The 20,691-nt window shown below is 33.4% G+C and carries 18 protein-coding genes; 8 read left to right on the top strand and 10 right to left on the bottom strand.

Annotated features, from left to right (window positions below; genetic code table 11):
* Window positions 1–8: 8 nt before the first annotated feature.
* Window positions 9–284, bottom strand: a complete 276-nt coding sequence (locus R2Q16_RS12010) for a hypothetical protein (protein ID WP_316737319.1) — start codon at window positions 282–284, stop codon at window positions 9–11.
* Window positions 285–737: 453 nt separating this feature from the next.
* Here R2Q16_RS12010 and R2Q16_RS12015 point away from each other — a divergent pair, with 453 nt between their 5' ends.
* Entirely contained in the window at window positions 738–1,379 is a 642-nt protein-coding gene (locus tag R2Q16_RS12015; protein ID WP_316737320.1) for a phosphatase PAP2 family protein, read from the top strand.
* On the opposite strand, the gene R2Q16_RS12020 is transcribed toward R2Q16_RS12015, so the two are convergent.
* On the bottom strand, window positions 1,376–1,996 hold the full coding sequence (locus tag R2Q16_RS12020; protein WP_316737321.1) for a Crp/Fnr family transcriptional regulator: 621 nt from the start codon (window positions 1,994–1,996) through the stop codon (window positions 1,376–1,378). The two genes, R2Q16_RS12015 and R2Q16_RS12020, sit on opposite strands and share 4 nt — an antisense overlap.
* A gap of 313 nt (window positions 1,997–2,309) precedes the next feature.
* Here R2Q16_RS12020 and R2Q16_RS12025 point away from each other — a divergent pair, with 313 nt between their 5' ends.
* The gene (locus R2Q16_RS12025; RefSeq protein WP_316737322.1) at window positions 2,310–2,831 is read left to right on the top strand and encodes an RNA polymerase sigma factor; all 522 of its coding nucleotides are present in this window, start codon (window positions 2,310–2,312) and stop codon (window positions 2,829–2,831) included.
* A gap of 4 nt (window positions 2,832–2,835) precedes the next feature.
* On the opposite strand, the gene R2Q16_RS12030 is transcribed toward R2Q16_RS12025, so the two are convergent.
* Entirely contained in the window at window positions 2,836–3,663 is an 828-nt protein-coding gene (locus tag R2Q16_RS12030; RefSeq protein WP_316737323.1) for a murein L,D-transpeptidase family protein, read from the bottom strand.
* A gap of 105 nt (window positions 3,664–3,768) precedes the next feature.
* Here R2Q16_RS12030 and R2Q16_RS12035 point away from each other — a divergent pair, with 105 nt between their 5' ends.
* Entirely contained in the window at window positions 3,769–4,431 is a 663-nt protein-coding gene (locus R2Q16_RS12035) for an HAD family phosphatase (protein WP_316737324.1), read from the top strand.
* Between the two features lie 670 nt (window positions 4,432–5,101).
* On the opposite strand, the gene R2Q16_RS12040 is transcribed toward R2Q16_RS12035, so the two are convergent.
* Both R2Q16_RS12040 and R2Q16_RS12045 read right to left on the bottom strand, forming a co-directional pair.
* Complete coding sequence (locus R2Q16_RS12040; protein WP_316737329.1) at window positions 5,102–6,175, bottom strand: PAS domain-containing sensor histidine kinase; 1,074 nt, start codon at window positions 6,173–6,175, stop codon at window positions 5,102–5,104.
* Window positions 6,176–6,280: 105 nt separating this feature from the next.
* Window positions 6,281–6,745: a VOC family protein gene (locus R2Q16_RS12045; RefSeq protein WP_316737331.1), complete on the bottom strand. Its 465-nt coding sequence runs from the start codon at window positions 6,743–6,745 to the stop codon at window positions 6,281–6,283.
* 152 nt (window positions 6,746–6,897) lie between these two features.
* Here R2Q16_RS12045 and R2Q16_RS12050 point away from each other — a divergent pair, with 152 nt between their 5' ends.
* Entirely contained in the window at window positions 6,898–8,952 is a 2,055-nt protein-coding gene (locus R2Q16_RS12050; protein ID WP_316737332.1) for a beta-L-arabinofuranosidase domain-containing protein, read from the top strand.
* A gap of 37 nt (window positions 8,953–8,989) precedes the next feature.
* Here R2Q16_RS12050 and R2Q16_RS12055 read toward each other — a convergent pair whose 3' ends face one another.
* Window positions 8,990–9,877 (bottom strand): polyphosphate kinase 2 family protein, encoded by an 888-nt coding sequence (locus R2Q16_RS12055; protein WP_316737333.1) that lies wholly within the window; start codon window positions 9,875–9,877, stop codon window positions 8,990–8,992.
* 139 nt (window positions 9,878–10,016) lie between these two features.
* Between R2Q16_RS12055 and R2Q16_RS12060 the strand changes: the two genes are divergently transcribed.
* Entirely contained in the window at window positions 10,017–12,464 is a 2,448-nt protein-coding gene (locus R2Q16_RS12060; protein WP_316737334.1) for a transglycosylase domain-containing protein, read from the top strand.
* A gap of 116 nt (window positions 12,465–12,580) precedes the next feature.
* Complete coding sequence (locus R2Q16_RS12065) at window positions 12,581–15,730, top strand: peptidase MA family metallohydrolase (protein WP_316737335.1); 3,150 nt, start codon at window positions 12,581–12,583, stop codon at window positions 15,728–15,730.
* A 71-nt stretch (window positions 15,731–15,801) separates the two neighbouring features.
* On the opposite strand, the gene R2Q16_RS12070 is transcribed toward R2Q16_RS12065, so the two are convergent.
* Entirely contained in the window at window positions 15,802–16,152 is a 351-nt protein-coding gene (locus tag R2Q16_RS12070; protein WP_316737337.1) for a GIY-YIG nuclease family protein, read from the bottom strand.
* A 132-nt stretch (window positions 16,153–16,284) separates the two neighbouring features.
* Between R2Q16_RS12070 and R2Q16_RS12075 the strand changes: the two genes are divergently transcribed.
* Both R2Q16_RS12075 and R2Q16_RS12080 read left to right on the top strand, forming a co-directional pair.
* Window positions 16,285–17,061 carry a LexA family transcriptional regulator gene (locus R2Q16_RS12075; RefSeq protein ID WP_316737338.1) on the top strand — a complete coding sequence of 259 codons (777 nt, stop codon included), beginning with the start codon at window positions 16,285–16,287 and terminating at the stop codon, window positions 17,059–17,061.
* A gap of 67 nt (window positions 17,062–17,128) precedes the next feature.
* A complete protein-coding gene (locus tag R2Q16_RS12080; RefSeq protein ID WP_316737340.1) occupies window positions 17,129–17,578 on the top strand; it encodes a hypothetical protein in 450 nt (149 codons plus the stop codon).
* Window positions 17,579–17,640: 62 nt separating this feature from the next.
* On the opposite strand, the gene R2Q16_RS12085 is transcribed toward R2Q16_RS12080, so the two are convergent.
* Genes R2Q16_RS12085 through R2Q16_RS12095 form a run of 3 tightly spaced genes read right to left on the bottom strand, consistent with a single transcriptional unit; the run spans window position 17,641 to window position 20,662 of the window.
* Window positions 17,641–18,333, bottom strand: coding sequence for a GDSL-type esterase/lipase family protein (locus R2Q16_RS12085; protein ID WP_316737341.1), 693 nt, complete (start codon window positions 18,331–18,333; stop codon window positions 17,641–17,643).
* 3 nt (window positions 18,334–18,336) lie between these two features.
* Window positions 18,337–19,236: a glycerophosphodiester phosphodiesterase family protein gene (locus tag R2Q16_RS12090; protein ID WP_316737342.1), complete on the bottom strand. Its 900-nt coding sequence runs from the start codon at window positions 19,234–19,236 to the stop codon at window positions 18,337–18,339.
* Window positions 19,237–19,249: 13 nt separating this feature from the next.
* Window positions 19,250–20,662, bottom strand: coding sequence for a calcineurin-like phosphoesterase family protein (locus tag R2Q16_RS12095; RefSeq protein WP_316737344.1), 1,413 nt, complete (start codon window positions 20,660–20,662; stop codon window positions 19,250–19,252).
* Between the last annotated feature and the right edge of the window lie 29 nt (window positions 20,663–20,691).

Genomic DNA, 20,691 nt, shown 5'->3' on the forward strand with positions numbered 1-20,691 from the left:
TTACTTCGCTAATTAAACACAGCCTCGGTTAACAAAACGCCTTTTTCGCCGCTACTTGTTTCTATTGTATGTATGTGTTTATAAGAATGCGAAAAGTCGTCATATGCTCTTTTTACAGCATTAACCGTTACCTCTTTAACAGGATATTTTCTATTGGTTTGCATACAAAGTATAACTTTATCTCCAATTAAAAGGAAATCACAATCGTAACCTTTATCATGCAATTCGATTACTTTCTTTGTTAAAGAGTCGTTCATTTCTAACTTTCCTTTGTTCTGATTCATAATACAATATTTAGGTTAAATAAATAAAATGAGCGTTGGCCAAACTGAGCGAAAAATTATATCTAATTAAGATACAACAGATTAAAATAATTGTTTTAACTGATGTATCTTTTTAGAGAATGTTAAAATATCAACTTAAAAATTGATTTTGAGGAGGTAAAATTCAAATTGAGAGCGTTAATTATTCAAATTTTATAATTGCAGTAATATAAAGATGCTTTTACAGTCGACAAAGAGGTAGCCCTGCCGACTGTTTAAGCTTTAGATTTCCTATAATCTGTATCTAAGATTGAAAAACTAATTCAAAGCGTAAAGAAAATCATACAAACAAATTGTAATCCTTGATAGAAAGTGATTATTGCTTGATGAACAATCTTTAATAATAAGAATATTGATACATGGAAAAGCATTGTAATAAATTTTATAGTTTTGAATTTTCCTTAAATACTTATCATGATTAAAAGTCGTAAACTAATTTTAGCCGCCCTTTTCATATTAATCTTAAGCTTTACTTTTCTAAGTTTCTTCATTGCAAAACATCCAATTTTACAATTCGATATTAACATTTCATTAGCTGTACAGAAATACCAGGCAATTTGGTTAGATAAAACTATGTTAGCCGTGAGTTTTTTTGGAGAGTTACCTTGGTCTTTACTTTCTGTTGTGCTAGTTGCAATAATATTTTACGTTAAAAAATATAAAAGAGAAAGCTATTTTGTTAGCTTAACATTACTCTCGGGTTTAATTATCTTAGGTATAAAAAATATTATTGATAGGCCAAGACCAACCAGTTTTTATGTTCGCTTGGTAGAAGTTAATCGCTTTCAAAGTTATCCGAGCGGACATGTCTTATCTTATGTGCTTTTCTTTGGCTTTTTAATCGTTTTAATGCAAAGACTTAAATCCATTCCAAAAAGCCTTAGAAATTTTCTAACTTATTTATCAGTTTTTTTAATCATTATGATAGCACCATCAAGAATTTACCTGGGCGCACATTGGTTTACGGATACGCTTGGGGGATTTTTGCTTGGTTTAATTTGCCTATTCCCGCTATGCTACTTTTACTTTAAGAAAAGTCCGACTGAAGTTGGTTAAGCTTTAATTTTGGCTCTTATTCTGGAAAGTGTTTCTAATCGCATACTTAAAAAAGATGCTATATATTTTAAAGGAACACGCTCAATCAAATCAGGATATGATTTAAGAAAACGTTTGTACCTACGTTCGGCAGATTGTAATCTGCTCAAATACCCGCGTTCAAATGCTTGCGCATAATAGATTTCGGTCATTTTCCTACCCACATAATTTGCTATTGGAAATTTCTGGTAAAGTTCTTTAGACATTGTGTGTGGTATCGCGATAGCCAGAATTGGTTCTATGGCCTGAATATATTCTTCCGTAGCTTCATCTTCCCAAAGATTTCTAATCGTACCAACCAGTTCATTTTCTTTTGATATCCATGTGGTGATTTCCTTGTTCCCATGCTTCATAAAGCCTCGTACAGTGCCTTCAAGAATTAAAAAGATGTACTTATTTCTATGTAGAGGCGATGAAATAAACTTGTTCTTTTTGAATATCACAGGAAAAGTTTCTTCATTAATGATTTTCTCAATATTCTTGTTTAGTGGATGAAATGCTTTAAAAATTGAAATCAACGGAGAAAAACCATTAAATTCTTCCCACTTATCATGAATATTAATTTTTTCCGGATTCATATGAAATAATCTGTTTAAGACGATGTAATTACAAGACGTTAAAAATTTATGAATTTTCTAGCTATTTGTAAAAAACGACCGCAAAAATAATCAATTATCAAAAATATATTAATTGTTAGTATAACGCAGCGGCTGATTAAGTACCTAAAAAACTCAGTATAAATACTCGATAAATCTTAAGTGAAATTTTCGAAAGAGCCATCACAACCCCGAGAGTGCTTTTTTGGCCTAAATCCATTTTGAGGTCAGATTTAATTATTTTATGTGGTATATGTTTTGCCAACTATAAAGTACATACCTAAAACTAAATATTATGACAACACTTGAGTTTAACCATGTTATTAATGCTCATGCAGTTTCTTTAAGGTTGCATGCATTAAAATTTACCAATGATGTTGAAGACGCTAATGATCTTGTTCAAGATACTTTACTAAAAGCAATTAGATTTTATAAAAACTTTCAGGAAGGCACTAATATTAAAGGATGGTTATTTGTGATTATGAGAAATACATTTATCAATAACTACAGAAAAATTTCAAAAACTAGAACATTAATCACTCAAACTGATGAAATTTCATCATCGAGCTTAATGCACAGTTCTACAAAAAATGATGCCGTTGGGAAATTTGTAGTTGGCGATATCGGCAAAGCTTTAGCCTCATTACCAGAAGCTTACCATACTCCATTTATCAAATATTTTGAAGGTTATAAATACCACGAAATTGCAGATATGTTACAAATACCCTTGGGTACTGTAAAAACAAGAATATTTGTAGCAAGAGAAATGCTCAAAAAATACCTTAAAACATATGCAAAAGAAACAGCGGGTGAATAACCCGCTATTTTTTTATCTCTATTTTCGTCCCATCCAACACGTGATTAAACAACGTATCCATTTCTTTGTTAGTTAAAGCAATACAACCGTTTGTCCAATCTTTAGCATTTCTTCTTTCAGGGTATGTTCCGTGAATCATAATTCCAGAACCAGGTTTTAAGCCCAATTTAGCAGCTCTCTCTTTATCTGCCAAGTTGGGATAGGAAAGCATAAAGCTTTTGTAAAATTTATCTGGTCTATTATATTTCAAATCAAGATGATAAATTCCTTCAGGTGTTTTTCTATCTCCTTCATATTCCTTTTTTCCAAATGGTTTTCCTCCTAAACTAATGTTAAATTCTAGCAAATTAATACCTTTCCTTTGTACATACATCTTTCGCTCGTGTTTAACTACTAAAATGTAATCTGCCATATTCAATCTATTGGCAATATTTATAAGTTTGTCTTGATAAGACTTTGAAGTGTCCGGGTTTCTATATGCAGAATATCTGTCAACCCTTGCTATTGCAAAATCATCTCTTTCTAAAGAATCAAGCGCAGCTTTGGTAAACCTTTGCAACTTCCATCTACCCTTTTCAAGATAAATCGTTGCTTCATTATTAAAAACAAGTTTAATATATTGATAAAACATCAAAGGTGTTTCATTCGCGTCATGAACAATAATTGTTGTATCTAAGTTTTTCGGCAAATGTCGCATTAAACTATCTTGCCATTGGATAGCATTATTTAAGGACTTTGTTTTTTCATTTACCCTAACGTTTTTAGAATTAGACCTCCAAAACATAATTATGATTACACAAAATATAGAAAGAACAATGCTTAAATATTTCATAAAAGATTTGTAGATGATTCCGAATACTATAACTAATTTAATAGTTAAAATTTAAATTAAAAAGGTTTTATGTATTTTTTATCTTTAATGCTTAATTATTAAAAAATGATTTTTAGACCTAAAGCCCTTCTTTTTGATTTAAATGGTACGATGATAGACGATATGGAATATCATAACAGAGCCTGGCACACAATCTTGAATGACGATTTGAATGCAAACATTTCTTATTCTGATGTTAAAAAACAAATGTATGGTAAAAATGATGAGTTATTACAACGTGTTTTTGGTAAAGGGCATTTTACCCAACAGCAAATGGATGATATATCCATAAAAAAGGAGAAAATTTATCAAGAGGATTATCTGGCAGATTTGCGACTAATTGATGGATTAAATATTCTTTTGAACAGAGCTAAGGTAGCTCAAATTCCTATGGCTATAGGTTCTGCTGCAATACCTTTTAATATAGATTTTGTGTTAGATGGTTTAAATATTCGTAATTATTTTAGTGCCATTGCAAGCGCCAACGACGTCGTAGAGAGTAAACCACATCCAGAAACATTTTTAAAATGTGCAGAATTGCTAAATGTAAATCCTCAAGATTGCTTAGTTTTTGAAGATGCGCCCAAAGGTGTTGAAGCTGCGCTAAATGCAGGCATGAATTGTATTGTTTTAACTACTGCTCATCGAGCTGAAGATTTTGCAAAATACCCAAATGTGCTAAAAATGGTTAGTGATTATAAAGACTTCTATTTTGACAATTTAATTTGAAAAACATCAAATTCTTAATTGCTTTGAGTTATCAACATTTTTCTGCTTTTGTTTATAATTATTTTATAAAATGAAACCTTTCAATTGCTAACTTGTTATCAAGAAAAAAGCAGAAAATAAGTCCTGTGAGCGGGATATCCGTGTAGGGCAGGCACCTCATAACAACAAAACAAATTGAACCAAAAACAACAAAGCCCCGAAATTTTCGGGGCTTTGTTGTTGCTAAACTATACTACCTCATTATGAAAAGTATCTTATCGTTTTTAAGTTTATAAAAATATTTTTTTCTGCCTTTAGAAAGAATAACCTGTATTTTTTCTACTAATCCAAACTTGCCATGTTTATAGCAAATCTGATCTCCCTCTTGGATGTTATCCAATTCATGTGAGGATGTGTTGTGATTAACTTCTATCATGATATCTTAGATTTTTAAAACATCAAAACTGCAGCATATGATTAATCAGGGCATGTTTTATGAGAAAAAAATTGCAGGCTACATTAGCATAACCTGCAATCCTCTAAATTAATCATTGCTTCCAATCCTGATAAGCTTTATATGATTAACCACAAAATAGATAAAATGTTAACGTTTTTGAGGGTATGAATAAAGTGAATGAACAATGCTTTTTATCAATGAATAAAACATCGATAATAATGAATAAACCTACCCCTATTTTGGAATTTCAATAAAGAATTTTGTACCGACATTTTCGATACTTTCGACCCAGATTTTCCCGCCATGTAAATTAATTATCGCCTTAGCAATGGCCATTCCTAAGCCCCAAGAATCTTCACCTTTCAGGCCATCACGCATTGCAATACTAAATCTATCAAAAATATAAGGCTGTAAATGCTTTGGAATTCCGATACCATTATCAACAACACTAATCAAAACATTTTCATTAACATCTTCGATATGAATGCCAATTGTGCCATTTACTTTGGTGAATTTTATGGAATTGGATATTAGGTTATTAATGACTTGCATCAGCTTCATGCTATCAATTGCAGCATATATTTTTTCTTGCGCACTTGTAAATTCAAAATTTCTGAAAAGATTTGACTCAGCTTTTTTGTAAAAACTAAGAACATCTTTAACCTCATGTACCAAATCAGTTCGTTCTTTTCTGATTTCTACTTCGGAGGAAGTTAAAAATTCGTGATTTATTAAATTCCTGATGAGCAGAATGTTTCGTTCGCACATGTCCTTTATAAAAGTAAGAGATGTTAAAATTCTATCTTGCCCCTCAAAAAGTTTATCTTTTAACAGATCAGAAACTGCCAAACTTATCATGGCCATTGGCTCTTTTAAATCGTGAGAAACAATTTCTAATGTTGTGTTTTTTCTGGCATTAATTTTTTCGATGTGAAAATTGTTGTGTTTTGCAACGCTAACATCCTCGGCAATTCCAGTAATTAATAATGTGTTATTCCCCCCTTTAATCGGATAAACGCTTACCCTTAAATATTTTGTAGTTTTTTCGTTATCAACAATTCTAAACTCGTATTTCCTATTAACAGCTTCTTCAGTGCATTCTCTGTAAAATTCTAACACCAAATTTTTATCCTCCGGATGAATAAAATCCATTAATCCAATTGGATTTTCTTTGATGTGATTTACATCAATTCCGAAAATGGGCTTAAAAGCTTGGCCCAAGTATTCAATTTCTTTGGTTTGAAAATTGAAAATAAAATAAATATCTCTAGAGGTATCGCCAATCTGGCGAAATATTTCATTTTGCATTCTTAAATAGTTCTAAACAAATGTTGATTTGCCAAAATAATGATTTGATTCTTGGCAACATTAAAAACCCGTATTTGTTTAAAAATTCAGGTATTTATCACAAAGTTATTTTGCATCATTAACTTCTAGCCAATGCCCGTCTAAATCTTTAAAATAAATTTGTTTAACCCCATCAACACGTAGGTTAATTGCACCAATTTTACCAGCCCAATCTTCAAACGCTAAACCCTTTTCATTCATTTTTTTAATAAAATCTTCAATGGATGCTACACTAAAGCATAAATGGTTATTTTTATTAAAATTAGCTTTGCTATCATCACCCTGTATAATGTGTAAATGACCAGCCTGACCTAGGCTAAACCAAGTGTGTTTACCATCTTTAAATGGCTCGGGGATTTGGGGTAAATTGAAAAGACTTTCATAAAAATCGCTTGCCGCCTTCAAATCTGAAACATAAACAGCTATATGATTTAATATTGCAGGAGAATTTTTTTTATCGGTTTGTGCCATTGAGTTTTGAGTTAAGCAAAAGAAAATCACGGTTAAAAATGAACTTAAAGAAATTTTCATAGGGGGATATATTAAAAATAAGATGATGAAAGGTACTCATTTATTCGAAACTATTATGAAGAAAATACCTTGTAACATTTATAAATAATTTGTGCATTTACTTAAATAATAATTATAATTTTATTGCACTAACCATTAACTAAATCGATTTTATGAACGGAAAATCTATCCTATTTACATCCTTGTTCTTTGTAGCAATAAATAGTTTTTATGCAAATGCACAGGGTTTAAAAGCTTCTGTAGTTACGAACACAAACAATACTTTGGATAATAAATCGTATCAGAATAACAGAGCCCCTTTGCTAAAAAATCACTTTATCAAATTGCCAATCGGTAGTATTAAACCTGGTGGATGGCTTAAAAATGCTTTAAATCTTCAGAAAAATGGTTTAACCGGAAATTTGGGAGAAATTAGTATTTGGCTATCAAAAGAAGATAATGCATGGTTGCATAAAGATGGAAAAGGGAAATATGGATGGGAAGAACTTCCATATTGGTTAAAAGGTTATGCTAACATTGGCTACATGCTTAACGATCCTAAAATGATATCGGAAGCAAAATTCTGGCTAAATGCAGCTATAGAAAACCAGCGTGAAAATGGAGATTTTGGTCCGTTGGTAGAAAAAGGCGAAGGGAAACGAGATTTGTGGACAAACATGCCGATGCTTTGGTGTTTACAATCTTACTATGAATTTACTGGCGATAAAAGGGTAATTACCATAATGACTAAATATTTTAAATGGCAGTTATCAATTCCTGATGATAAGTTATTAGAAGATTATTGGGAAAAAAGCCGTGGTGGCGACAACATTATAAGCATTTATTGGCTTTACAACCATACTGGCGATAAATTTTTGCTTGACTTAGCTACTAAAATTGATAAAAATACATCAGATTGGAGGCAAAATAATAATCTACCCAACTGGCACAATGTTAATATTGCGCAATGTTTTCGCGAACCGGCAACCTATTATTTGCAAAGTCATAATAAATCTGATTTAGACGCAAGCTATAATAATCAAAAGCTTATAAGAGAAATTTATGGTCAGGTTCCTGGTGGAATGTTTGGTGGAGATGAAAATTCGAGAAAGGGTTATGACGACCCTCGCCAAGCGGTGGAAACTTGTGGAATGGTAGAGCAAATGACTTCAGACCAAATGATGCTTGCCATGACTGGTGATACCTATTGGGCAGAAAATTGTGAAGATATTGCTTTCAACACGTTTTCGGCTGCTTTTACGCCAGATTATAAAGCTTTAAGATATCTAACTGCTCCAAATATGGTTATCAGCGATGCAAAAAATCATCATCCGGGTATTGATAACACTGGTCCATTTTTAATGATGAATCCTTTTAGCAGTCGTTGTTGCCAACATAATCATGCTGCAGGCTGGGTTTATTACGCTGAAAATGCTTGGATGGCAACTCCGGATAATGGCATTGCAGCGCAACTATATACTGAATCATCAGTAAAGGTAAAAGTTGGAAATGGTGTTGATGTTACATTGAACCAAATCACAAAATATCCATTTGAAGATATGGTTAATATAGAGCTTGCAACAGCAAAACCTGTTTCATTTCCATTGTATTTGAGAATTCCGGCTTGGTGTAAAAATCCAATAGTTAAGGTAAATGGTAAGGCTATTAATATTGATGCAAAAAGCGGAGCATACATTAAACTAGAAAACTTATGGAAAAATGGTGATAAAATCGCTTTACAACTTCCAATGGATTTACAATTACGAGAATGGGAGAAAAATAAAAATAGTGTAAGCTTAAATTATGGTCCACTTACTTATTCTTTAAAAATTGATGAAAATTATCTTCAAAAAGATAGTAAAGAAACTGCAATTGGAGATTCTAGGTGGCAAAATGGAGCGGACCCAAAGAAATGGCCATCGTACGAAATTCACCCAAAAACAGATTGGAATTATGGCTTAGTAGTTGACAAAAATAATATTGATAAATCATTTTCGGTTATCAAAAAAACATGGCCAAAAGATAATAATCCATTTACAAATGCAAATGCGCCTATAGAAATTAAGGCAAAAGGTAAACGCATTCCAGAATGGAAAATAGACCAGTATGGTTTGGTTGATATATTACCAAAAAGCCCTTTAAAAAGCAGTGAGAATGAACAAGAACTTACGCTGGTACCGATGGGCGGAGCCAGATTAAGAATTTCTGCATTTCCGGTTGTAAATTAATTTACACAAAAAGCCCCGAAAATTTCGGGGCTTTTTCTTATTTGGTATCTTCAGCAAGCAAGGCAGTTTTAGTTTCTAATAATTTACCTTGTTCAATTTCATCCAAAACCGGAAACTTTATGTTTAAACTTTTCAGTTTATCTTCAATAATTTCACTAATTGCCAATCTGGCGAACCATTTCTTATCAGCCGGAATCACATGCCAAGGCACATCTTTTGTTGCCGTTTCGTTAATTGCGTCCTCGTAAGCTTTCATGTAATCGTTCCACAAAGCCCGTTCTTTAATATCTCCCGATGAAAATTTCCAGTTTTTAGTTGGGTCTTCTATCCTATCCAAAAAACGTTGTTTTTGTTCATCTTTACCCACATTTAAAAAGAATTTTAAAATAACCGTTCCATTTGCGGTTAGGTGTTCTTCAAAATTTCTGATGCTTTTATATCGCTGCGCCCAAAAATCCTTATTAATTTTCTTTACATCAGCATAACCGGGTATGTTTTCACTTAAAACATAATTAGGGTGCACTTTACAAACCAATACATTTTCATAATGAGAACGATTATGAATGCCAATTCTACCTCTTTCTGGTAATGCTTTATAATGTCGCCATAAAAAATCATGCTCATACTCTTCTGATGTTGGCACCTTAAAACTAAAAACCTGGCAACCTTGAGGATTCAATCCACTCATAACATGTTCAATTGCACTATCTTTACCGGCAGCATCCATCGCCTGAAAAATAATTAAAAGCGAATGTGTACCCGAGGCGTACAATTTTTCTTGTAACTGGCTAACTTCAATTTTAGATTTAACAAGTGCATCCTTCGCTTTCTCTTTATTATATCCGCCAGTATAATCGGTTTTTACATTTTTTAGCGAAAACTTTTTATCGCCTTGTACAATTAGGCTTTTAAATTCGTTTTTCATTCTATGTGAAGCTTTAATTTCTAATGTGATTTATTTAAATATAGACTAAAAAATAAGTAAATTAAATACGTTAATTTGTATTTAGAGTTTTTTTTATATTTATCCCTATTGCCTTTACCTACTCAACATCTTACACTATATGTTTAAAGAGATAAAAAACAAGTACTTACGCTATACCTCAATTTTTGTTTTTTTTATAATTATTTTCTTTTCGGCACTTCAGCTTAATTTTTTGTGGCTGTTTGGCTATTCTCCAAGCTACCACGATATTAAAATACCAACTTTACGTGTCGGTTCTGAATTGTATACCGCCGATGGGAAATTGATTGGCAGATATTTCAAAGAAAACAGAACGCCAGTAAATTATAATGAGATATCGCCAAGTGTGCTAAATGCGCTCGTTGCTACTGAAGACGTAAGATTTTATAAGCATTGGGGAATTGATGCACAGGCCGTTGGAAGGGCTGTTGTAGGTTTTGGTAAAGAAGGTGGTGCAAGTACAATTACACAGCAGTTGGCTAAAAACCTTTATCGCACACGCTATAATAAATCTCAGGGTGTTTTAAACAAAATCCCTTTGGTTAGAACCTTGATTTTTAAGTTAAAAGAGTGGATGACAGCCGTAAAACTGGAATCAAACTACTCCAAACAAGATATTATTACCATGTATCTGAATACCGTTTCATTTGGAAATAATGCTTATGGAATTAAAACAGCAAGTAGAATTTACTTTGATAAAGAAACCAGGGAACTATCTACAAATGATGCAGCCATGCTTGTAGGCATGTTAAAAGGTACAACTTATTACAACCCAATTAAAAATCCGGAAAGGGCTTTAGAACGTAGAAATACAGTTTTAAGCCAAATGAATAAGTACAAGTTTTTAAGTAAAGATAGTTTAACACAGCTTTCAAAAGAGCCCATTAAACTTAAGGAAGGTAAGATGGAAGATGGTAGCGATGGCGATTCTTATTTGCGAGCTGCTGTTGCAAAACATTTGGAAAAGTGGTGTAAAGATAATGGTTATGATTTGTATGAAGATGGCTTGAAAATTTACACAACAATCGATTCCAAACTTCAAAAGTATGCCGAAGAGGCTGTGCAAGACCAAATGCGAATTTTGCAGCGTAGGTTTTACAGTGTTTGGGGAAATGAAGACCCATGGTATGATTCTGAGAAAAACAAAGTTGATTATCCAGATAGAGCAATGAAAAATCTGCCGATTTATGGTTTGCTTAAGAAGAAATTCCCAAATAATCCGGATTCGGTTACCTCCTACTTCAACAAAAAGAAGAAGATGCAAATCTTCACTTATAAAGGTGATAGGGATACCATGTTTTCTACATTAGATTCCATCCGTTATTATGGCAAAATAATGAATACGGGAATGATGACCATGGAACCATCAAGCGGAAAAATTAAAGTTTGGGTTGGTGGTATTGATCATAAATTCTTTAAATACGACCACGTAAATCAAGCTAAACGCCAGGCAGGTTCAACATTTAAACCGTTTGCATACTTAACCGCGTTAGAACAAGGCATGAGCCCTTGCGATAAATTCACAGATAAGCCAGTAAAAATTGCTTACCAGGATAAGGGCGAAACAAAATACTGGGAACCTAAAAATGCTGATTATAGCGTAACCTATCAGGAAATGAGTTTACGTTGGGCAATGGCTCGTTCGGTCAACACAATTACAGCTCAGGTTACAGAAAAAGTTGGCTGGGATAATGTGGTTAAATGGGCGCATGAATGTGGTATTGATAGCCATTTGGAATCTGTTCCTTCAGTGAGTTTAGGTTCTAACGATGTTACCGTTTACGAAATGGTTAAAGCTTATGCAACATTTATGAACAATGGTGTTAAAACCGACCCAATTTTGGTAGAGAAAATTACCGACCAGGATGATAATGTTATTGATGAATTTAAACCTAAAACAAAAAGAGTTCTGACCGAAGAAATTGCCTGGTTAATGACTTATATGTTTCGTGGTGGTATGGAAGAACCAAGAGGAACTTCCCAGGCACTTTGGGAATGGCCTGATTTATTCAGAAAAAATAATCAAATTGGCGGTAAAACAGGAACTTCATCAGATTATGTAGATGCTTGGTACATGGGCTTGACAAAAGACTTAGTAACTGGTGTTTGGGTTGGTTGCGATGAAAGAACCGCCCACTTTAAAAATGGCGAACAAGGTGAAGGTTCTAGAACTGCCTTACCAATTTTTGCCAAATTTATGGAAAAGGTTTATCTAGACCCTAATTCTGGTTATACGTATGGTCAATTTCCAAAGGCAACGGTAGATATTACGAGAACTTACAATTGCCCAAGCCCGAGAATTGTACAGGATACTACTTCTACAGATAGTGTTGCCGTAGATTCTACTACAGTTGAAGAAACAGTTGTGCCTGAAACAGCACCAGCAACTACGCCTGCGGAAACAGAAGTTAAAAAAGAAGAAAAAAAGCCTGAACCTGTTCAAAATCAGCCTGCAACCGTTGTGCCGCTTACTAAAAAAGAAGAACGAGAACTTAAGAGAAAGCAACGACAAGAAGAGCGGGAAAAACGAAAAAATGGCAATAATTAACCAATCTTTTAAAAAATGTTAAAATTTGAATAGTGATTTAAACAATCACTATTTTTATTTCATTCTTAGTTTATCATCAGTTACATACAAAAAACTGAAATAATAATACCAAACGTATGAAAAAAACCTCTACTTTATTAAGGCGATTTATACCAGCTTTGCTCCTATTTTTTGCTGTATTCACTGCTCAGGCGCAGTATTTCGGACAAAACAAAGTGAGGTATAAAAAGTTAGATTTTAAGGTTTTGCAAACACCACATTTCGAAATCTACTATTACATAAAAAATGATAATCTCTTAAAAAAGTTTACTCAAGATGCCGAAACTTGGTATAAAATGCATCAAGAAGTATTTAGAGATACTTTTTTAAAGAAAAATCCAATTATACTTTATAATAATCACCCTGATTTCCAGCAGACTACGGCACTCAACGGTGAAATTGGTATAGGTACGGGTGGTGTTACCGAGGCATTTAAGAACCGGGTAATTATGCCTGTTATGGAGCTTAATAATCAAACCAGACATGTTTTAGGTCATGAGTTGGTTCACGCATTTCAGTACCACGTTTTATTAGAGAAAGATTCCATTAGTTTAGAGAACGTTGGGCAAACACCATTGTGGATGGTTGAAGGCATGGCCGAATATTTATCCATCGGAAAAAAAGATGCTTTTACATCGATGTGGATGCGTGACGCAATGCTAAACCGCGATATTCCTTCATTAAAAGACCTAACGAACTCTAACAAATATTTCCCATATCGTTACGGTCAGGCATTTTGGACTTATATTGGTTCGCAATATGGCGATACAACGATTGTTCCATTGTTTAAGAATACTGCAAAATATGGCTATGAAAATGCCATCAGGTATACATTTGGTTACGATGATAAAACACTCTCTGGTTTATGGAAAAACTCAATTGATGAGCATTACAAACCAATGCTTAAAGCAGATAGCTCACAAATTAAAATTACCGGAACAAAAATTTTAGACAATAAAAATGCAGGAAATATGAACGTTGCTCCTGCCCTAAGTCCTGATGGAAAATTTGTGGCTTTCATGTCTGAAAAGGATTTGTTCGGAATTGATTTATTTTTAGCTGATGCTAAAACAGGTAGAATTATCAGAAAACTAACTAGCCAAATTTCGAACGGACACATTGATGATTTTAACTTTATAGAATCGGCTGGAGCTTGGTCGCCAGATAGCAAACAATTTGCTTTTAGTATTTTTAGTAAAGGCAAAAACCGAATGCTAATTATTAACGTGAATAATGGCAATACTGTATTAGAAACCGAAATGGGTGACGTTAGTCAATTCGGTAACTTAACCTGGTCGCCAAATGGAAAAGATATTGCTTTTTCAGGTATGGTAGAAGGCCAAAGTGATATTTTTTCTTATAATTTAGATACTAAAAAAGTAACCCAACTAACGAACGATGTTTATTCAGATTATGCCCCAAGTTATGCTCCTGACGGCAGTAAGTTAGTTTTCTCATCTGATAGAGCAGCAATCCAAAGTAATAATATAACGGCAGTACATCCAATAAACTTAGCAGTTTACGATATTGCTGCAAAAACTATTAGCAACCTTGATGTTTTCGCGGGTGCGAATAATTTGAATGCACAATTCTCCCCAGATAGTAAAAGTGTTTATTTTCTATCGAACCGAGATGGTTTCAGAAATCTTTATAAATATAGTTTTACAGATAATACTGTAGACCAATTAACAGATTATTTCACGGGAATTAGTGGTATTACCGAATTTTCTCCGGCAATTTCTGTTTCACAAACCAATGATATCGTTTACAGCTATTATCGCTATCAACGTTACACTTTATATAATGCAAACCTAAATAGTTTTAAACCTAAAAGGATAAATAATCAGGACGAAAATTTTGATGCAGCAGTTTTACCGCCAATGGAAAATGTAGGGGTAAACATCATCAATTCCAATTTGATAAATTTTGATAGGTTTGAGAAGATAGTTGCTGATTCAATGCGAGTTGTTCCATATCGTCCAAAATTTAGATTAGATTATTTAGCTAATAGTGGTGTTGGTGTTTCTACGAGTAGATTTGGAACGGGTGTACAAGGCGGTATAGTGGGTATGTTCAGTGATATTTTGGGTACAAATCAAATTATCGGAAACCTATCCGTAAATGGAGAGATTTATGATTTCGGCGGTTTAGTTGGATACATCAACCAAAAAAGCAGAATAAATTGGGGTGTTGCTTTATCACACATTCCTTACGTTTCGGGATTTAATTCCTATGCAAACGAAAGACTTCCTTCAGGTAGTGGAACGATTGATGTAATTAATCAACGTACAGATATCATTAGAACTTTTGAAGACCAGGTTCAGATTTTTGGTGCTTATCCATTTAGTAAAATCCACCGATTTGAGCTTGGAGGAGCATTTTCTCATTATAGTTACAGAATCGACAGATATAGCAACTATTACAATAATGCTGGATATTATGTGGGCTCAGACAGAAGTAGAGTTTCAAATGAGCAGGCAACGCAAGATTATGGAGTGCCATTTAATTCATTTACACTATATCAATTAAATGCTGGCTTTGTTGGCGACAATTCAATTTTTGGCTTAGCGGCGCCATTGGATGGTTTCAGATACAGAGTTAGTGCAGAAAAATATCTTGGCACCTATAGTTTTGCTGGTACAACCGTAGATTTAAGAAAATATTGGAGATTAAAACCTATTACCTTAGCCGTTAGAAGTTATAATATGCTAAGAATAGGTAAAGATGCTGACAGATTGTATCCACTATTTTTAGGCTATCCTTACCTGATTAGAGGCTACGAATCAAACTCAATTTATAAATCAACTACCCAAAGAGCTGATCAATCTTTCGATATAAATCAATTAAGTGGAAGCAAAATGGCAGTATTTAACTTTGAAGTTAGATTACCATTTACAGGTCCTAAAAAACTATCTGCAATACCATCTAAGTTTTTGTTCTCTGATTTAAATTTATTCTTTGATGCAGGTGTTGCTTGGACTAATGATACGAAAGTTGCTTTTAAAAACGAACCAACGTATGTTACCACGCCAATTATCGGTGCAGATGGTACACAAACCGGAACTTACCAGGCTACAACGGAACGTGTTCCGGTTATGAGCGTTGGTTTATCGTTAAGAGTAAATGTTTTTGGATATTTCGTATTGGAACCTTACTACGCAATTCCCTTCCAAAGAAAAGATGTTAAAACAGGTGTTTTTGGTTTAACCTTTGCACCAGGTTGGTAATTAAATAAAGTAATAATTTCAGAAAGGGATTGCGTAAACTAACTCAATCCCTTTTTTTATGCAAATCTATATTAAGATAAACTTGTGAATGATAACTTCACTTGGTTAGTGACATTTCTGTGCATAACAATATTTTCGAAATCTAAGCCAATTGTTAAGTCAATCCAATCTGGATTACAAGAACGTACCAAACGCTCCTTTTGTACACGAGTAAATCTACTCACTAACTTAAATCTACTCAAAGCCTGTTCTTCAGTTTTAAATTCTTCAAAATATACCAAACGTGTTAATTGCTTTCCATTATCAAAAAATAAGTTCGGCATTTGTTTATAAAAATCTAATGTTTTAATCAAATCAGAACTCATGCCAACATGCATACTAGTACGATTTCTGTCGGTAACGATGTAAACAAACTTTTTCATAATAACGTATTTAAAATTAAAACTAAACTATTTAGTATACCCTCTTGCAAATCAAAATAATATTACTAACTTTATGAGCATAAAATTACTAACTATTTTAGTAATTCCAAATTTATTTTAAAATTTATTTTTATGTCGAATATTTCAAATAACTTAAAGTACCTAAGGAAGAAGAAAGGCCATACGCAGCAGCAATTTGCTGATATTATGGAAATTAAAAGATCGCTTATTGGTGCTTATGAAGAGGATCGTGCTGAACCAAAATACGACTTACTAAAAAAAATAGCAGAGTATTTTGATTTAACCATAGATGAATTTATCAACGAAAAAATATCTGATAGTTGGAAACCTAAACCGAAAAGTCAGGGTTCGAATCTGCGTGTTTTAAGTATTTCCGTTGATGCAAACGACAGAGAGAATATTGAGCTTGTTCCGGTTAAGGCTAGTGCAGGCTACTTAAATGGCTTTTCTGATCCGCAATATATAAGTGATTTACCTAAGTTTCAGCTACCTATTCCGGCATTAAGACAAGGAACTTTTCGTGCTTTTGAAATTATGGGCGATAGTATGTTGCCAGTTCAACCGGGAAGCGTAATTATCGGTGAATATCTAGATAACTGGAACGAGGTTAAAACTGGTGAAACATACATCATCATTAGTAAAAATGAAGGCGTAGTTTACAAACGTGCAGGCAATCGCTTTAGAGAAAATAAAGACTTAAAATTAGTTTCTGATAACAAGGTTTATGATGCTTATACCATATCTGCCGATGATATTTTGGAGATTTGGAGTGCAAAAGCATATATATCTACTTCATTACCAGAACCTGCACCAGACCCAACTATGGAAACTTTAACGCAGATGATGGCACAGATGCAGAAATCTATTTCGCAGCTAAATAAGAATTAACAAAATTTAACAATTGGCGATTAAACCGTTTTAGTGTTTTCGTATCTATTAGAGAAAACACATAAACATGAAAAAACTAATTTTAACAATGGCAATTGCAGTGATGGGTGTTACTGCAGTTTTCGCACAAGATTCGACAAGAAGAGCAAGAAGACCAATGCAAAACCTTACCGTTGAGCAAAGAGCTGAGCGTGCTACAAATGCAATGGATAAAAAACTTAGTTTAACAGCTGACCAAAAAACAAAGGTTTATGCTATTGAATTAGATAGAGCTAAGAAAATGGATGTTTTCAGAACAGAAGATAAATCTGCAATGAAAGATAAAATGAAATCTAGAAAAGCAGATATGGAAGCTTCTAAGGCTCAATTGGATAATGTTTTAACAGCAGACCAAAAGACTAAAATGGATGCTTTCAGAGCTGAAGCAAAAGAAAAAGGTGAAAAGATGAGAAAGGGATTGGGAAAAGGTAGAAAAGATAAAGCGCCTGTTGTTTCAAATCCACCAGCTCAAGGCTAAAATAAATTTTAATAAAAAAGGCGTTTCAAATATTTGGAACGCCTTTTTTATGGCTTAAGGTTTTATTTTAAATATCCGGTTGAGTTTAAAAAATAGGCCCAAACTTTATAACCTTCTGGTATGAGATGAAGACCATCTTTTGTAAGTTCAGCACGAAGATGATTATCCTTATCAATAAATTGAGCGTATAAATCAATTATAGTAACATTTTTTGCTACAAGTTTTTTTATCTCGCTGTTAAGCCAAAGAATATGTTCATCCTTACCATAATGATTTTTGAAACGCTCGAATGAACTGTTTACAGGCAAAAGCGTATTAAAATAAATTTGTGTTTTTTTAGATCCTTTTCTAATTCTTGCAATAATGGATTTGTAATTCTTGAGAATTATGCTGTCAGGAATATTCCTGGATACATCATTAATGCCGATAAGTATAAAAACTTTAGCAGGTTTGCCATCAATAACTTCTTGCAATCTTTCTAAAACGCCAAAAGTTATATCACCAGAAATACCTCTATTTTTTGCCTGCGGCAGATTTAATAATTTAGACCAATCAGTGCCTGCCGTTATGCTATTTCCTAAAAAAATATAATCTGTCTTTGATTTCGGTTCACCTTTAAATTTTGAAACCAATTCTACATACTTTCCTGGTCGATAAGTGCTGTCCCAAGTTATGGTTTGAGCATATAAATTACCTAAAATGAAAACATTAAAAAGTATTGAAGAGATTAAGATTTTATAGAAAATTGTTTTCATATTTTATTTCGATTGAATTAGTAAATCTGGATAATCCGAGATGATGCCATCAACATCAAGTGCTCTTAAACCTTTCATATCTGCAACTGTATTAGCGGTCCAAGGGATAACTTTTACATTATCTGCGTGAGCTTTTTTAACTAAATCTTCATTTACCATTTGCCAAACGGGACTTAAAATAAATGGTTTATAACCTAAATCAGCAATATTTTCTTCGTAAGTTTTCTTATTGGCTACTAAAAAAGAAGTTCTTACGTTTGGATATTTCTCATGAATGATTTGAATTGTTCTCTTATCAAACGATTGAATTACAACATATGGAGCAATGCCCTTTTTCTCTATAATTTCCATCAAAAGTTTAACAAATACCTCAGGTTTTGGATTTGTAATTCCATCGCCTGCGGCACTACATTTAGTTTCTATATTATAGAAAAACTGTTGTCTCTTATTAGCTTTTATATCTTTTTGAACAGCATCAATTAAATCTGATAACAAAGGAATATAAGATTTAATTTTTTGCTGATTCGGGAAACCTTGCAAATCTTTAGAACCTAAATCAAAAGCTTTTACTTCTTTGTAATCCATTTGGAAAACAGGATATTTTTTAGAGTCTGACGCTGGAATGTCCTGCCCATCAGCTGTGCGCATAAAACCCGGACTTAGATAATCATCGTGTGTTACGATAACTTTTCCATCTTTAGTAATGTGTGTATCCATTTCTAAAGTAGTTATGCCATCAATTTTCATAGCATTTTTCATAGCTAAAATTGTATTTTCAGGCCATAAACCTCTCCCACCACGATGTGCTTCTGCACTAAATTTTGGAAATTCGGCAACTTGCGCCGATGCACTGATTGAAATTGCTGTTAATAAAACAACACTAATTTTTTTTGAAATTTTCATCTTTTGAAATAAATTAAGCTTTATACTCGGCTTCAAATTTTTCTCCAAAACGATCTGTTGCAACCACCTTAATGTTTTTTACTGAAGGTTCGAAATGTGCTACAAACAAATGTTCGGTTTTACTTGGTTCCGGGAATGTCCTTCCGGCAGGCAATTTATCACCCTTGTATAAACTTACTGATAAGGGATCGTAACCTTTTTGCTGTTCTAATAAACCCATTGCTTTGCCATCAACAAAATATTCAACTTTCCACTCTGGGTCCCAATTCCAAACGTTAGCAATTAATCGTTTTTGATTCGTTAAATCGTCAACATAAATATGAACTTGATCTTTTTTGCTTAACCCTGTTGGTTGATAATACCATTTTAAATTTGTTCCGTCAACTTCATAAACACCGTAACCTCTTGGTGTTCCATCTTCACAGATTGGCCCTGTCCACCAGGCGCCACAAACTGCACCATGATTATGCTCAAAAATACCGTTGGTAATTACATTTCTATTGTAATGCGTATGCCCAGACATGATGTGAACATTCGTAAAACCATTTAAAACGGCATAAAAATCTATGTTGTTCTTTACCGCATTATGTACCGGAATATGAAGATTGATAATCAATAATGCATCTTTTGCAATATATTTTAAATCTTTGGCAAGCCAATCTAATTGCTGCTGATTGATATATCCATCGTAGTTACGTTCAGTACCTAAATAACGAACATCATCTAATACAACATAGTGCGCCTTTCCCCTATTAAACGAATAATATGTCGGGCCATAATGCTCCTGAAATGTCTTATCTGATGTTTCATCTCCGCCCATTCTATAATCCATATCATGATTGCCTAAAGCCTGAAAAAACGGAATACCCATTTTTGCAATAGCAGTATTGTAATCAGCAAAAAGTTCGTGGTTATCCCAAACAATATCGCCAACGGTAATGCCGTGTACAGGTATTTTCGGTTTCATTGATTTGATAGTTTTGATGGTATCTGGCACAGAAGTTTCCATCATTTGCGCTACGTCTTTTTTGTTTTTAACCTGCGGATCAGCCCAGATGATGAAGTTGTGTTTATCATCTTTTAGTTTAAGAGGATTTAGCTCAAAGTTTAAATCGGTTTTACCAACTGCACTTTCATAATATTTTGCAATATGGCTTTCGGTCTTAAATTCGTAGCCAGATGGCGTGCTAATCCAAACAAATTTTGCCAAAGGATTAATATCAATTATATACTTCCCAGATTTATCACTTTGCACAACATTAAAGCCATCAGAAACTACAACTCCGGCAATTCCTTTTCCCTTGCTTGTTATTTTACCCGAAATTTTATTTTCTAAGGATGTTGACGAAAACGGGAATGATTTAAGGCTAACAAATAGTGTTGTACCTAATAGGGCTGATTTTTGAATAAACGATCTTCTATTCATTATATTTCTTTAAAAAAGCAAGCCATCTT

Origin of the sequence: Pedobacter aquatilis (assembly GCF_032678425.1) — a bacterium.
Taxonomy (GTDB): domain Bacteria; phylum Bacteroidota; class Bacteroidia; order Sphingobacteriales; family Sphingobacteriaceae; genus Pedobacter; species Pedobacter aquatilis_B.

What these genes read in the sequence shown, in the direction of transcription:
- R2Q16_RS12010 (WP_316737319.1), bottom strand. Translation starts at nt 284, where the DNA reads ATGAATCAGAACAAAGGAAAGTTAGAAATGAACGACTCTTTAACAAAG.
- R2Q16_RS12015 (WP_316737320.1), top strand. Translation starts at nt 738, where the DNA reads ATGATTAAAAGTCGTAAACTAATTTTAGCCGCCCTTTTCATATTAATC.
- R2Q16_RS12020 (WP_316737321.1), bottom strand. Translation starts at nt 1,996, where the DNA reads ATGAATCCGGAAAAAATTAATATTCATGATAAGTGGGAAGAATTTAAT.
- R2Q16_RS12025 (WP_316737322.1), top strand. Translation starts at nt 2,310, where the DNA reads ATGACAACACTTGAGTTTAACCATGTTATTAATGCTCATGCAGTTTCT.
- R2Q16_RS12030 (WP_316737323.1), bottom strand. Translation starts at nt 3,663, where the DNA reads ATGAAATATTTAAGCATTGTTCTTTCTATATTTTGTGTAATCATAATT.
- R2Q16_RS12035 (WP_316737324.1), top strand. Translation starts at nt 3,769, where the DNA reads ATGATTTTTAGACCTAAAGCCCTTCTTTTTGATTTAAATGGTACGATG.
- R2Q16_RS12040 (WP_316737329.1), bottom strand. Translation starts at nt 6,175, where the DNA reads ATGCAAAATGAAATATTTCGCCAGATTGGCGATACCTCTAGAGATATT.
- R2Q16_RS12045 (WP_316737331.1), bottom strand. Translation starts at nt 6,745, where the DNA reads ATGAAAATTTCTTTAAGTTCATTTTTAACCGTGATTTTCTTTTGCTTA.
- R2Q16_RS12050 (WP_316737332.1), top strand. Translation starts at nt 6,898, where the DNA reads ATGAACGGAAAATCTATCCTATTTACATCCTTGTTCTTTGTAGCAATA.
- R2Q16_RS12055 (WP_316737333.1), bottom strand. Translation starts at nt 9,877, where the DNA reads ATGAAAAACGAATTTAAAAGCCTAATTGTACAAGGCGATAAAAAGTTT.
- R2Q16_RS12060 (WP_316737334.1), top strand. Translation starts at nt 10,017, where the DNA reads ATGTTTAAAGAGATAAAAAACAAGTACTTACGCTATACCTCAATTTTT.
- R2Q16_RS12065 (WP_316737335.1), top strand. Translation starts at nt 12,581, where the DNA reads ATGAAAAAAACCTCTACTTTATTAAGGCGATTTATACCAGCTTTGCTC.
- R2Q16_RS12070 (WP_316737337.1), bottom strand. Translation starts at nt 16,152, where the DNA reads ATGAAAAAGTTTGTTTACATCGTTACCGACAGAAATCGTACTAGTATG.
- R2Q16_RS12075 (WP_316737338.1), top strand. Translation starts at nt 16,285, where the DNA reads ATGTCGAATATTTCAAATAACTTAAAGTACCTAAGGAAGAAGAAAGGC.
- R2Q16_RS12080 (WP_316737340.1), top strand. Translation starts at nt 17,129, where the DNA reads ATGAAAAAACTAATTTTAACAATGGCAATTGCAGTGATGGGTGTTACT.
- R2Q16_RS12085 (WP_316737341.1), bottom strand. Translation starts at nt 18,333, where the DNA reads ATGAAAACAATTTTCTATAAAATCTTAATCTCTTCAATACTTTTTAAT.
- R2Q16_RS12090 (WP_316737342.1), bottom strand. Translation starts at nt 19,236, where the DNA reads ATGAAAATTTCAAAAAAAATTAGTGTTGTTTTATTAACAGCAATTTCA.
- R2Q16_RS12095 (WP_316737344.1), bottom strand. Translation starts at nt 20,662, where the DNA reads ATGAATAGAAGATCGTTTATTCAAAAATCAGCCCTATTAGGTACAACA.